Source organism: Burkholderia sp. 22088 (assembly GCF_052045915.1).
GTDB classification, from domain to species: domain Bacteria; phylum Pseudomonadota; class Gammaproteobacteria; order Burkholderiales; family Burkholderiaceae; genus Burkholderia; species Burkholderia cepacia.
The window spans coordinates 74,524-86,134 of record NZ_JBQEPY010000028.1; the positions used below are offsets into that span (position 1 = coordinate 74,524).

General features: G+C 65.9%; 14 protein-coding genes. 2 read left to right on the plus strand and 12 right to left on the minus strand.

Annotated features, from left to right (window positions below; translation table 11 throughout):
• Positions 1-46: 46 nt before the first annotated feature.
• Together ACTJLD_RS38425 and ACTJLD_RS38430 are read right to left on the minus strand one after the other, a co-directional pair.
• Positions 47-862, minus strand: a complete 816-nt coding sequence (locus ACTJLD_RS38425; protein ID WP_027789069.1) for a MetQ/NlpA family ABC transporter substrate-binding protein — start codon at positions 860-862, stop codon at positions 47-49.
• A 204-nt stretch (positions 863-1,066) separates the two neighbouring features.
• Entirely contained in the window at positions 1,067-2,704 is a 1,638-nt protein-coding gene (locus ACTJLD_RS38430) for a methyl-accepting chemotaxis protein (RefSeq protein ID WP_124533003.1), read from the minus strand.
• Positions 2,705-2,929: 225 nt separating this feature from the next.
• On the opposite strand from ACTJLD_RS38430, the gene ACTJLD_RS38435 reads away from it, so the two are divergent.
• On the plus strand, positions 2,930-3,220 hold the full coding sequence (locus tag ACTJLD_RS38435) for a YciI family protein (protein WP_021163754.1): 291 nt from the start codon (positions 2,930-2,932) through the stop codon (positions 3,218-3,220).
• Positions 3,221-3,364: 144 nt separating this feature from the next.
• Here ACTJLD_RS38435 and ACTJLD_RS38440 read toward each other — a convergent pair whose 3' ends face one another.
• The 5 genes from ACTJLD_RS38440 to ACTJLD_RS38460 are packed head-to-tail and all read right to left on the minus strand — an operon-like array spanning position 3,365 to position 7,446.
• On the minus strand, positions 3,365-3,982 hold the full coding sequence (locus ACTJLD_RS38440) for an SCO family protein (protein WP_042978155.1): 618 nt from the start codon (positions 3,980-3,982) through the stop codon (positions 3,365-3,367).
• Between the two features lie 18 nt (positions 3,983-4,000).
• Positions 4,001-4,903 (minus strand): heme o synthase, encoded by a 903-nt coding sequence (gene cyoE / locus ACTJLD_RS38445; protein ID WP_006477738.1) that lies wholly within the window; start codon positions 4,901-4,903, stop codon positions 4,001-4,003.
• A gap of 8 nt (positions 4,904-4,911) precedes the next feature.
• Positions 4,912-6,024, minus strand: a complete 1,113-nt coding sequence (locus tag ACTJLD_RS38450) for a COX15/CtaA family protein (RefSeq protein ID WP_021163752.1) — start codon at positions 6,022-6,024, stop codon at positions 4,912-4,914.
• Between the two features lie 24 nt (positions 6,025-6,048).
• Positions 6,049-6,675 (minus strand): SCO family protein, encoded by a 627-nt coding sequence (locus tag ACTJLD_RS38455; RefSeq protein ID WP_027789066.1) that lies wholly within the window; start codon positions 6,673-6,675, stop codon positions 6,049-6,051.
• Between the two features lie 60 nt (positions 6,676-6,735).
• Positions 6,736-7,446: an SURF1 family protein gene (locus tag ACTJLD_RS38460; RefSeq protein ID WP_059489878.1), complete on the minus strand. Its 711-nt coding sequence runs from the start codon at positions 7,444-7,446 to the stop codon at positions 6,736-6,738.
• An 84-nt stretch (positions 7,447-7,530) separates the two neighbouring features.
• On the opposite strand from ACTJLD_RS38460, the gene ACTJLD_RS38465 reads away from it, so the two are divergent.
• On the plus strand, positions 7,531-7,740 hold the full coding sequence (locus ACTJLD_RS38465) for a twin transmembrane helix small protein (RefSeq protein WP_011353273.1): 210 nt from the start codon (positions 7,531-7,533) through the stop codon (positions 7,738-7,740).
• A gap of 174 nt (positions 7,741-7,914) precedes the next feature.
• On the opposite strand, the gene ACTJLD_RS38470 is transcribed toward ACTJLD_RS38465, so the two are convergent.
• The 5 genes from ACTJLD_RS38470 to ctaD form a co-directional block, all read right to left on the minus strand.
• Positions 7,915-8,772 carry a cytochrome c oxidase subunit 3 gene (locus tag ACTJLD_RS38470; protein WP_027789064.1) on the minus strand — a complete coding sequence of 286 codons (858 nt, stop codon included), beginning with the start codon at positions 8,770-8,772 and terminating at the stop codon, positions 7,915-7,917.
• Positions 8,773-8,910: 138 nt separating this feature from the next.
• Positions 8,911-9,111 carry a DUF2970 domain-containing protein gene (locus ACTJLD_RS38475; RefSeq protein WP_021163748.1) on the minus strand — a complete coding sequence of 67 codons (201 nt, stop codon included), beginning with the start codon at positions 9,109-9,111 and terminating at the stop codon, positions 8,911-8,913.
• A 16-nt stretch (positions 9,112-9,127) separates the two neighbouring features.
• Positions 9,128-9,736: a cytochrome c oxidase assembly protein gene (locus ACTJLD_RS38480; protein ID WP_011353276.1), complete on the minus strand. Its 609-nt coding sequence runs from the start codon at positions 9,734-9,736 to the stop codon at positions 9,128-9,130.
• Positions 9,737-9,771: 35 nt separating this feature from the next.
• Positions 9,772-9,912 carry a cytochrome oxidase small assembly protein gene (locus tag ACTJLD_RS38485; RefSeq protein ID WP_027789063.1) on the minus strand — a complete coding sequence of 47 codons (141 nt, stop codon included), beginning with the start codon at positions 9,910-9,912 and terminating at the stop codon, positions 9,772-9,774.
• A gap of 80 nt (positions 9,913-9,992) precedes the next feature.
• On the minus strand, positions 9,993-11,600 hold the full coding sequence (ctaD, locus tag ACTJLD_RS38490) for a cytochrome c oxidase subunit I (protein WP_014895962.1): 1,608 nt from the start codon (positions 11,598-11,600) through the stop codon (positions 9,993-9,995).
• Positions 11,601-11,611 lie beyond the last annotated feature (11 nt).

Consider the following 11,611-nt stretch of genomic DNA (forward strand, 5'->3'; position numbering starts at 1 on the left):
CGCGATGCAGGCCCTTTCGTTCAGCGGTCCGGCCGGTGTGCGGCGTTCAGAACGACGCGACCATCGAGCCCTTGAACTGCTTCTTGATGAATTCCCGCACTTCCTGCGACTGGTACGCCTTGACCAGCTTCTTCACCCACGGCTGGTCCTTGTCCTTCGCGCGCACGGCGATCAGGTTCGCGTACGGGCTCGTCAGCGATTCGAGCGCGATCGCGTCCTTGGTCGGCTGCAGGTTCGCGGCGAGCGCGTAGTTCGTGTTGATCACGGCCGCGTCGACGTCCGACAGCACGCGCGGCAGTTGCGCGGCGTCGAGTTCGGAGATCTTCAGCTTCTTCGGGTTCTCGGCGATGTCGAGCACCGTCGCGTTGTTGCCGCCCGTGCCGGCGCCCGCCTTCAGCTTGATCACGCCTTGCGTCTGCAGCAGCAGCAGCGCGCGGTTCTCGTTCGACGGATCGTTCGGCACCGCGAGCTTCGCGCCTTGCGGCAGGTCCTTCAGCGTCTTGAACTTCTTCGAGTACACGCCGATCGGCGAGATGTAGGTCAGGCCCGCGCTGACGATCTTGTAGCCGCGCTGCTTCACCTGGCTGTCGAGGTAGGGCTGGTGCTGGAAGCTGTTCGCGTCGAGGTCGCCCGAATCGAGCGCCGCGTTCGGCTGCACGTAGTCGTTGAACTCGATGACCTTCACGTTCAGGCCTTCCTTCTCCTTCGCGACCTTCTGCACGAGCTGCCACACTTCCGCATCCGGGCCGGCCACCGTGCCGACCTTGATCACCTTGTCTTCGGCATGCGCGCCTGCCGACAGCGTCAGCGCTGCGCCGGTGGCCAGCACGGAAAATACCTTCAGGAGACTGCGACGCTTCATCTGTTTCTCGCTTTCTTGCTTACTGGAAATGGGGCGCGATACGGGTATGCCCCGACTCGCAGGAAGGGGCAAATGGTGTCACAGGATCGGCGGGAAGTGAAATACATCCCGCTCATATGGGTATGCACCGCAGCGGTGCCGGCGAAGGCTGCGCGACTCGGCCGTTAGTTGCGTTTGATCGACATGCGCGTCAGCCGGTGTGCGTCACGCCGCCGTCGCATGGTCGGCCGCCTTCGTGCCGAATGCAGGTTCGCGCGTCTGCCCGCCGGCCCGGCGCGGCGACAGGCCGTCAGCATCGACGACCCGGAACGCGCCGACCGCATCGCGCAGCCGCGCGGCCTGTTCCTGCAGCGACGCGGCGGCCGCCGCCGCTTCCTCGACGAGCGCCGCGTTCTGCTGCGTCACCTGATCCATCTGCGTGACCGCGCGCCCGACCTGCGTGATGCCGCTCGCCTGCTCCTCGGACGCGGCCGCGATCTCGCCCATGATGTCGGTCACGCGCGCAACGGCCTGGAGGATCTCGCCCATCGTCGTGCCGGCCTGGCCGACCAGCGTCGAGCCGTTGCGCACGCGCTCGACCGAGTCGACGATCAGCTCGCGGATCTCCTTCGCGGCCGTCGCGCTGCGCTGCGCGAGCGAGCGCACTTCGCCCGCGACCACCGCGAAGCCGCGGCCCTGCTCGCCCGCGCGGGCCGCTTCGACCGCCGCGTTCAGCGCGAGGATGTTGGTCTGGAACGCGATGCCCTCGATCACGCCGATGATGTCGGCGATCTTGCGCGAGCTGTCGTCGATCTCGCCCATCGTGCCGATCACGCGGTTCACGACGTCGCTCCCCGTGCGCGCGATCTCCGATGCGTTGTTCGCGAGCCCGCTCGCCTGTCGCGCGTTGTCGGCGTTCTGCTTCACCGTCGCGGTCAGCTGCTCCATGCTCGCGGCGGTTTCCTCCAGCGACGCGGCCTGCTCCTCGGTGCGCTGCGACAGGTCGTCGTTGCCGGCCGAGATCTGGCGGCTCGCCGACGCGATCGATCCGGCCGACTGGCGAATCCCGCCGATCGTCGCCTGCAGGCGGGCCTGCATGTCGTGCATCGCGGCCATCATGCTCGTACGGTCGCCCGCGCGCACGGGCACCGGCTGCGTCAGGTCGCCCTGCGCGATGCGCGCCGCGAGCGCGGCCGCTTCGTCGGGCTCGCCGCCGAGGCTGCCGCGCACGTTGCGGATGATCACCAGCATCGCCGCGCTGATCACGAAGCCGATCACGAACACGACCGCGAGGTGGCCGAGCAGCGTCCGGTAATAGATGGTGTCGATGTCCTTCAGGAAGACGCCGCTCGAGATGTTCCAGTCCCACGGCGTGAAGCGCGTGACGTAGCTGATCTTCGGCGCGGCGGTTTCGCTGTGCGGCAGGCGCCCGCGGTACTCGGCGAAGCCGCTGCCGGTTTCCTTCGCGGCGTTCAGGATCGTGACGAACAGCGGCTTGCCGTCCGGGTCGAGATAGTCGCCGACCTGCGTGCCGACCAGCTTCGGCAGCGTCGGATGCATCAGCACGACCGGCTTCGAATCCATCACGAACACGTAGCCCGAATCGCCATAGCGCATCGCGGCCAGGCTCGCGAGCGCGTCGCGCTTCGCGTCGGCCTCGGGCAGCGTGCCGCCCTGCGCAAGTGCGTGATACGCCTTCACGATGCCGGCCGCCGAGTCGACGAGATTCACGATGCCTGCCTTGCGTTCGGCGAGCATCGTCGCGCGCGTCTCGTATGCGCTCCATGCGCCGACGCCCAGGAGACCGATCCATACCAGCGCAAGCGCGAGCCACAGCTTGCGGTTCAAACTCATTCTGCTCATCTGCGTGCCTTTGTCGATGTCGATGCGCACGCTGCGCGCGAACGGCCCGCCCCGCGCAAACGCTTGCCTTTTTATTTACGGCACCGAGGCTTACAACTTGAATACGCGCGGGTGCGGCGAACCGCCGGTCGGTCGGCCGCCCGCAGCGCGACAGCCCGCATCCGCTGTGCTAAAAAGACCGGCTGGCCGGCACACGAGGAGCCGGCACCATTCCGGGGGCCATCCATGTACGTCATCGACATCCACTACACCGCATCGCTCGAACACATCGACGATGCGCTCGAACGCCATCGCGCATTCCTGCAGCCGCAGTTCGACAAGGGCATCTTCATCGCGGCCGGGCCGAAGGTGCCGCGCGAAGGCGGCGTGATCCTCGCGGCCCGCATCGATCGCGACGAGCTGGACGCGATCCTGAAGACCGATCCGTTCGTCACCGAGGGGCTCGCCACGTATCGCGTGACGGAATTCCGGATCACGCGTGCCGCATCCGGCTTCAACGTACCCGCGCTGCCGTAACGCGACATGCGACGCGTGCGCGATGCACGCGCGCCGACACGCCGCCCGACGGGCGGCGCATGCCAACAACGAGGAGAGAACCAGGGTGACGGCGCGTGGCGGCCGTCACGCGCAACGCCGGGCCAGGCGCCCGGCGGCGGCCGGTCAGTCGACCAGCAGCTTCAGGTCGTGGACCCACGGGCCGGGGCCCTGGCCGTCACGCACGAACAGGCGCAGCTTGCCGTCGCGGTCGAACACGTAGCTCGCGGCGGTGTGATCCATCGTGTAGCTGCCGGGCGTCTTGCCGGGCACCTTCGCGTAGTACACGCGGAAATCCTTCGTGACCTTCTTCAGCGCGGCTTCGTCGGCCGGCCGCAGGCCGATGAACGACGGATCGAACGCGGGCACGTACTGGCCGAGCAGCGCCGGCGTGTCACGCTCCGGGTCGACGGTGACGAACAGCACCTGCACGCGTTTCGCGGCATCGGGCCCGAGCTGCTTCAACGCTTCGGACAGCTCGGCCATCGTCGTCGGGCACACGTCCGGGCAGTGCGTATAGCCGAAGAACATCACGACGGCCTTGCCCTTGAAATCGCCGAGCGTGCGCACCTTGCCGGCCGTATCGGGCAGCGAGAAGTCGCTGCCGAACTGCGTGTTGCCGGTGATGTCGAGATTCTGGAATTTCGGCGCGTTGTCGCATCCGGCGAGCAGCAGCGCTGCCGTGAATGCGCATGCGAGCATCCAGCCTTGGCGCGCGCGGCGCCCGAACCGTGATTGGAGCATTGCGTTCAAACCGTGCGGTTACACGCCGAGCAGCGGGCGTGCATAGTGATCGACGAGCAGCGCGGCAAACAGCAGCGACAGGTAGACGATCGAGTAGCGGAAGGCCTTGCGGGCGAGTTCGTCCGAATAGTCGCGATGGATCTTCCACGCATACGCGAGGAACACCGCGCCGAGCAGCACCGCGCTCGTCAGGTAAACGGCCCCGCTCATCCCGGAGATGAACGGCATCAGCGTGACCGCGAACAGGATCACCGTGTACAGCAGGATATGCAGCCGCGTGAACTTCTCGCCGTGCGTGACGGGCAGCATCGGCAGCCCCGCGTTCTCGTAATCCTTGCGGCGATACAGCGCGAGCACCCAGAAATGCGGCGGCGTCCACACGAAAATGATCAGCACGAGGATCCACGCGTCGCCCGGCACCGCGCCGGTGACCGCGGCCCACCCGAGCGCCGGCGGCATCGCGCCCGACGCACCGCCGATCACGATGTTCTGCGGCGTCATCGGCTTGAGCAGCAGCGTGTAGATCACCGCATAACCGACGAAGGTGGCAATCGTCAGCCACATCGTCAGCGGGTTCGTGAACGTATAGAGCGTCCATGCGCCGACGCTGCCGAGCACGGCCGAGAACAGCAGGATCTGCGGCGTCGTGATCTCGCCGCGCGCGGACGGGCGCCACGCGGTACGGCGCATCATCGCGTCGATCTTCTGTTCGACGAGGCAGTTGATCGCGAACGCCGCGCCGGCCAGCAGCCAGATGCCGACCGTACCGCCGATCAGCACGTGCCACGGCACCATGCCCGGCGTCGCGAGGAACATGCCGATCACCGCGCAGAACACCGCGAGCTGCGTGACACGCGGCTTCGTCAGCGCCATGTACTGGGAAAAGCGGCTACCGGGCGATTGGGAGAGGGTGCTTTGCATGGGGGCGGTCACGCCGGGGCGGCGTCGCGCGCAGGCTGCGCGACACGGCCGGGGCGGCTTGAAAGGATGCGAAAGTTTAACATGACGACGAGCAGCAGCAGGATCGCGGCCCCGCCGTTGTGCGCGACGGCGACCGGCAGCGGCCACTGCAGCACGATGTTGGTCAGGCCCGTCACGAACTGCAGCAGGACGACCAGCAGCACACCGTTCGCCGGCCGCCGCAGCGATTCGAAGCGGCGCATCTTCAGCGCGAACGCGACCAGATACGCGACCACGACGAACGCGAACGTGCGGTGCGTCCAGTGGATCGCGACCAGCGCGTCCTGCGTGATCGCGTCGCCGTCCTTCGTCATTCCGAGCGCGCGCCACAGGTGGAAGCCGTGCTGGAAGTCCATCGGCGGAATCCACTGGCCGTTGCAGGTCGGGAAGTCGGTGCATGCGAGCACCGCGTAGTTGGTGCTCACCCAGCCGCCGAGCGCGATCTGCACGACCAGCAGCACGAGCGCCGCGAGCGCGGCCGCGCGATAGCGGCCGGCTTCCGGATCGTACGACGGCAGCGGCGTCTGCCGCGCCGCAAGCCACCCGAGCGTGCCGAGCAGCGTGAGGCCGAGCAGCAGGTGGATCGTGACGATCACCGGCTGCAGCTTCATGGTGACCGTCCACGCGCCGAACGCGCCCTGCACGAGGATCAGCAGCAGCAGGCTCGTCGGCCACCACGGCGACACGTGCAGCGGGCGGCGGCGCAGCCTTGCAGACCACGCGATCACGACCTGCGCGATGATCAGCACGCCGATCGCCATCGCGAAATAGCGGTGGATCATCTCGATCCACGCCTTGGTCATGCTGACGGGGCCCGTCGGCATCGCCTGGTGCGCGGCCGTGATCGCGGCGTGCGCGATGAACGGCGACGACGTGCCGTAGCAGCCGGGCCAGTCAGGGCAGCCGAGCCCCGAGTCGGTCAGCCGCGTGAAGCCGCCGAACATCACGAGGTCGAGCGTCAGGAAGGTGGTGATCCACACCAGCTTGCGAAACTTGTTGTCGTCGGCCTTCACCCACACGTACGACAGCGGCAGCAGCGCGATGCACAGGCCGATCAGGCCGAGTTGCAGTAGATACGACATCGGTTCTTTGCCTCTCGTCTTGCCTTAGCCGATGCTCGACCACTTCAGCAGCTTCGTCACGTCCGACTTGATCTTGCTGGGGTTCGGATCCTTCGGGAAACGCATCATCAGGTTGCCGTTCGGGTCGACCATGTAGAGGTGGTCGCTGTCCTTCGTGCCGGCATCGGCCGGCAGCCATGCTGCCACCGCGGCCGGATCGGCGACGAGCCGGCGCGTGTCGGGATAGGCATCCAGCACCTTCTGCGGCATCGCGCCCGCATCGCTGCGCAGCCACACCATCGTGATCCGGTGCCGCTCGCCCGCCTGCGTCACGCGGATCTGGCGCATGAAATAGAGCTTCTGCGCGCATGCGTCGTCACACGCGCTGCGGTCGGTCATCACGAACAGCCACACGCCGCGCAGCGACGACAGCGGCACGGTCTTGCCGGTTTCGTCGGTCACCTGCAGATCCGCGGGGATCGGCCGCTGCGGCTCGATCAGCGTGCCGTAGTTCGTCGAGCCGCCCTTCGGCTTGATCACGTAATAGGTGAAGTACGACGCGATCATCGGCGCCGCGCACACGAGACCCAGCAGCACGAGCATCCAGCGGCCGCGCTTGCGGGCCGCCGGCGACATCGGCGCAGCGGCCGAACCCTGACGGGAAGATTGCATGGACAAATCAGACCTCTCGAAACGAACCCGCGGCGCCGGCGCCGCGTCCTGGCATGGCGCTCACGCGCCGGCCGACTTCTTCGCCGCACGCCGCGCGGCGTACAGGCCGAAGCCGAGCGCGGCCGCCGCCATCGCCCACCACTGAAACATGTAACCGTAATTGCGCTCGACGCCGGTCGTCGCCGCCGGCCAGTCGCGCACGAGCTTGTCGCCGTCGTCGCTCGTCTGCTGGATCACGAACGGCTGCAGCGGCAGCCCGGTTTCCTTCGCATATGCGGCGACGTCCAGGTTCTGCCGGATCTTCTGGTGCGCCGCCGACCCGCCTTCGCCGAGCTCGAACGCACGCGACGCGTCGGCGCGCGCGATGCCCACGATCTCGACGTCGCCCGCGGGCGTCGCGAACGGCTCGATCGCCGTGCGATCGGCGATATTGCGCGGCAGCCAGCCGCGGTTCACGAGCACGACGCCGCCGCCCGTGAGTTTAAACGGCATCACGACGTAAAAACCCGGCTGGTCGTTATACGGCCGATTGTCGAGGAACACCGCCTGTTCAGGCAGGAAACGGCCCTTCGCCCGCACGCGGTGAAACTCGATCGACGCGAGCGGCATCGGCTGCGCGCCGACGTCGACGGGCGCCGCCTGCTCGTAGCGCTCGATGCTCGCCTGCAGCGCTTCCTTCTGGTGCGCGCGGTCGCGCTGCCAGAAACCGAGACGGATCGTGACCGCGACGACGACGAGAATCAGCAGCGCAGGCAGCCAGCGAATCTTCATCATGCAGCCCGCCCGGCGTGTGCCGGAACGCGAAGTGCGATAATTATCCTCTTCCTTCCGAATTGCCGCCGTCCGGTTCGTGTCATGCACATACTCGTTCCCATCGCCTTCGTCCTCATCATTGCCAGCATGGGCTCGGCGCTCTACTTCATGATGCACGACCGCGGCCACACGAAACGCATGGTCTGGTCGCTCGCCACCCGCGTCGGGCTGTCGGTCTCGCTGTTCCTGCTCATCCTGATCGCGAACTGGATGGGCTGGATCCATTCGACCGGCCTGCCGATCGGGCGTTGATGCCGTTGCCGTGGTCGCCGCTGTGACATTTCGCCGCATGGCCGCGCCACCAAGCAAAAGCGCCGCCTGACTGAGTCGCGGCGGCGCCAGGGTGGTGTCGCTCGCAGCCTCGCTGCCGCGCCCACGACACCAATGAAAACGGCCCGCGCATTGCTGCGCGGGCCGTTTTTCCATTTACAGCCAGTAGACGACGACGTACAGGCCGAGCCAGACGACGTCGACGAAGTGCCAGTACCACGCGGCGCCTTCGAATGCAAAGTGGTGATCGGGCTTGAAGTGGCCGCGGATCATCCGCACCAGCACCACCGCGAGCATCGTGCCGCCGAGGAACACGTGGAAGCCGTGGAAGCCCGTCAGCAGGAAGAACGTCGAACCGTACACGCCCGAGTTCAGCGTCAGGTTCAGTTCGTTGTACGCGTGGTAGTACTCGAAGCCCTGCAGGAACAGGAAGCAGATACCGAACACGAGCGTCGCGGCCAGCCATGCGATCGCCTTCTTGCGATGGTCGTCACGCAGCGCGTGGTGCGAGATCGTCAGCGTCACGCCCGACGACAGCAGGAACGCGGTGTTCAGCGTCGGGATCGGCCACGGCCCCATCGTCTTGAAGTGACCGGCGAGTGCTGCCGGGCCTTCGTTCGGCCACACGGCGGAGAAATCCGGCCAGATCAGCTTGTAGTCGAGGCTGCCGAGCTGGTGCAGCGCGATTTCACGTGCATAGAACAGCGCGCCGAAGAACGCGCCGAAGAACATGACTTCCGAGAAGATGAACCAGCTCATGCTCCAGCGGTACGACTTGTCGACGTTCTTGCCGTAATGACCGCCTTCCGACTCGGCGATCGCGTCGCCGAACCAGTGATACAGCGTGAAGAGCAACCACAGCAGGCCGAGCAGTGCCGTAAACGGCGCCCAGTCGTGACCGTTGATCCACAGCGCCGCCGATCCGAGCATGACCAGCAGGCCGATGGCCGCACTGATCGGATGGTGCGACGGATGCGGCACGAAATAGTACGGGGTCTGGTTTTGACCGCTCATGCTTGATTCTCCACTTCTGTCCAATTTGTGTACCGGAAACCGCTCCGGCTTTATTTCTTGCGCGGCGTGACCGCCACCGCTCTTTCCTGCACGCGGCGCCGTGGCACCGCGCACTGCATTCTTTCGTGGCCGCGCGCCTCAGCCCACGACGGCACGCACGATCAGGATCAGCACGCCGATGAACACACCGGCCGCCAGCAACGCGACAATCAGCACGTGCAGCGGATTCAGCTGCGTCGCGTCGGCCTCCAGGTCGCGCCGCTTGCGCACCCCGAAGAACGACCACAGCACGGCCTTCAGCGCCTGACCGAACGACCCGCCCCGCTTGACCTCCGTCATCGCCCCGCCTCCGTCGTCATGCGTCCGGCTTCGCCGCGCCCTGCGCCGCGGTCTTGCCCGGCGCCGGCGCCGGCGTGGCCGGCGTATTCAGCTCGAAGAACGTGTACGACAGCGTGATCGTCTTCACGTCCTTCGGCAGTTTCGGATCGATCACGAACACCACCGGCATCTTGCGCGATTCGTTCGCGGCCAGCGTCTGCTGCGTAAAGCAAAAGCACTCGATCTTCTTGAAGAACTCCGTCGCCTGCTTCGGCGCGTAGCTCGGAATCGCCTGTGCAACGACCGGCCTGCCCTGCCCGTTCGTCACGTCGTACACGATCGTCGTCAGCTCACCCGGATGCACGTCGAGGCTGTTGTGCTCCGGCTTGAAACCGAGCGGGCCGCGCGCATTCGCGTCGAACTCGACCGACACCGTGCGGCTGGTGTCGACCTGCGAATTCTTCACCTCGCGCTCGCTCACATCGCGCTGCACCAGGTTGTTGATGCCGGTGATCTGGCAGATCGCCCGGTACATCGGGATCAGCGCGAAGCCGAAACCGAACATCAGCCCGGCCACGACGAAGAGCTTCACCAGCATCGAACGATTGAACGCGCGATCGACGGCGCCCTCTTCCGGCTTCGACATACGACAACTTCCTCGCTACTGCGTCTGTTGCTGCATCAGTGAGTGGACAGCCACCACTGCTTGATCACGACACCCACAAAAAAAACGGCGGCGATGACGAGCAGGATGAGGCCGAGCCGCTTGTTGCCCGCGCGGATCTGCTCGGGCGTTCGTCTTTGTTGTGGATTCCGGTTCATCTGAAACTTCGCTGACATTTCAATTCCGCGCCCGCCGCGCCTGCCTGCGCGGCAGGCAACGGCGGAGCGCAGGGTGAAACTTATTCGACGTGCGGCGGTTGCTCGAACGTATGGAAGGGAGCCGGGCTCGGCACCGTCCACTCGAGGCCCGTCGCGCCGTCCCACGGCTTGTCCGACGCCTTTTCCAGCTCGCCGCCGCCACGGTAGGCCGGCAGCGCGACCGCGAACAGGAAGTACACCTGCGCGAGGCCGAAGCCGAATGCGCCGATCGTCGCGACCTGGTTGAAGTCCGTGAACTGCGCCGGGTAGTCCGCATAACGACGCGGCATGCCGGCGAGACCGACGAAGTGCATCGGGAAGAACGTCAGGTTGAAGAAGATCATCGACGACCAGAAGTGGATCTTGCCGCGCGTCTCGTTGTACATCCAGCCCGTCCACTTCGGCGCCCAGTAGTACCAGCCCGAGAACAGCGCGAACAGCGAGCCGGCCACCAGCACGTAGTGGAAGTGCGCCACCACGAAGTAGGTGCCGTGATACTGGATGTCGAGCGGCGCCATCGCGAGCATCAGGCCCGTGAGACCGCCGAACGTGAACACGAACAGGAAGCCGATCGCGAACAGCATCGGGGTTTCGAAGGTCATCGAGCCGCGCCACATCGTCGCGAGCCAGTTGAACACCTTCACGCCCGTCGGCACCGCGATCAGCATCGTCGCGTACATGAAGAACAGCTGGCCGGTGACCGGCATGCCCGTTGCGAACATGTGGTGCGCCCAGACCATGAACGACAGGATCGCGATCGAAGCCGTCGCGTACACCATCGAGCTATAGCCGAACAGCGTCTTGCGTGCGAACGCCGGGATCACCTGCGACACGATCCCGAACGCCGGCAGAATCATGATGTACACCTCGGGGTGGCCGAAGAACCAGAAGATGTGCTGGTACATCACCGGGTCGCCGCCGCCTGCCGCGTTGAAGAACGACGTGCCGAAGTGACGGTCGAACAGCACCATCGTGATCGCGCCCGCCAGAACCGGCATCACCGCGATCAGCAGGTACGCCGTGATCAGCCACGTCCATGCGAACATCGGCATCTTCATCAGCGTCATGCCCGGTGCGCGCATGTTCAGGATCGTCACGACGATGTTGATCCCGCCCATGATCGACGACGCACCCATGATGTGCACCGCGAAGATCGCGAAGTCCATGCCCGGGCCCATCTGCGTCGACAGCGGCGCGTAGAGCGTCCAGCCGGCGGCCGTCGCGCCGCCCGGCGCGAAGAACGAACCGACCAGCAGCACGGCAGCGACCGGCAGCAGCCAGAAGCTGAAGTTGTTCATCCGCGCGAACGCCATGTCGGATGCGCCGATCTGCAGCGGAATCATCCAGTTCGCGAAGCCGACGAACGCCGGCATGATCGCGCCGAACACCATGATCAGGCCGTGCATCGTCGTGAGTTCGTTGAAGAACTCCGGACGCATGATCTGCAGGCCCGGCTCGAACAGCTCGGCCCGGATGCCGAGGGCCATCACGCCGCCCGACAGGAACATGATGAACGAGAACAGCAGGTACAGCGTACCGATGTCCTTGTGGTTGGTGGCGAACAGCCAGCGCCGCCAGCCGTGCGGCATTTCGTGCGCGTGGTCGTCGTGCGCGTGGTCCGCGGCTACGTCGTGCCCGATGCTAGACATGAGAATCTCCT

Bases quoted from the DNA above. Each gene is read 5' to 3' on its own strand.
- ACTJLD_RS38425 (WP_027789069.1), bottom strand. From the start codon at position 862: ATGAAGCGTCGCAGTCTCCTGAAGGTATTTTCCGTGCTGGCCACCGGC.
- ACTJLD_RS38430 (WP_124533003.1), bottom strand. From the start codon at position 2,704: ATGAGCAGAATGAGTTTGAACCGCAAGCTGTGGCTCGCGCTTGCGCTG.
- ACTJLD_RS38435 (WP_021163754.1), top strand. From the start codon at position 2,930: ATGTACGTCATCGACATCCACTACACCGCATCGCTCGAACACATCGAC.
- ACTJLD_RS38440 (WP_042978155.1), bottom strand. From the start codon at position 3,982: ATGCTCCAATCACGGTTCGGGCGCCGCGCGCGCCAAGGCTGGATGCTC.
- cyoE (WP_006477738.1), bottom strand. From the start codon at position 4,903: ATGCAAAGCACCCTCTCCCAATCGCCCGGTAGCCGCTTTTCCCAGTAC.
- ACTJLD_RS38450 (WP_021163752.1), bottom strand. From the start codon at position 6,024: ATGTCGTATCTACTGCAACTCGGCCTGATCGGCCTGTGCATCGCGCTG.
- ACTJLD_RS38455 (WP_027789066.1), bottom strand. From the start codon at position 6,675: ATGCAATCTTCCCGTCAGGGTTCGGCCGCTGCGCCGATGTCGCCGGCG.
- ACTJLD_RS38460 (WP_059489878.1), bottom strand. From the start codon at position 7,446: ATGAAGATTCGCTGGCTGCCTGCGCTGCTGATTCTCGTCGTCGTCGCG.
- ACTJLD_RS38465 (WP_011353273.1), top strand. From the start codon at position 7,531: ATGCACATACTCGTTCCCATCGCCTTCGTCCTCATCATTGCCAGCATG.
- ACTJLD_RS38470 (WP_027789064.1), bottom strand. From the start codon at position 8,772: ATGAGCGGTCAAAACCAGACCCCGTACTATTTCGTGCCGCATCCGTCG.
- ACTJLD_RS38475 (WP_021163748.1), bottom strand. From the start codon at position 9,111: ATGACGGAGGTCAAGCGGGGCGGGTCGTTCGGTCAGGCGCTGAAGGCC.
- ACTJLD_RS38480 (WP_011353276.1), bottom strand. From the start codon at position 9,736: ATGTCGAAGCCGGAAGAGGGCGCCGTCGATCGCGCGTTCAATCGTTCG.
- ACTJLD_RS38485 (WP_027789063.1), bottom strand. From the start codon at position 9,912: ATGAACCGGAATCCACAACAAAGACGAACGCCCGAGCAGATCCGCGCG.
- ctaD (WP_014895962.1), bottom strand. From the start codon at position 11,600: ATGTCTAGCATCGGGCACGACGTAGCCGCGGACCACGCGCACGACGAC.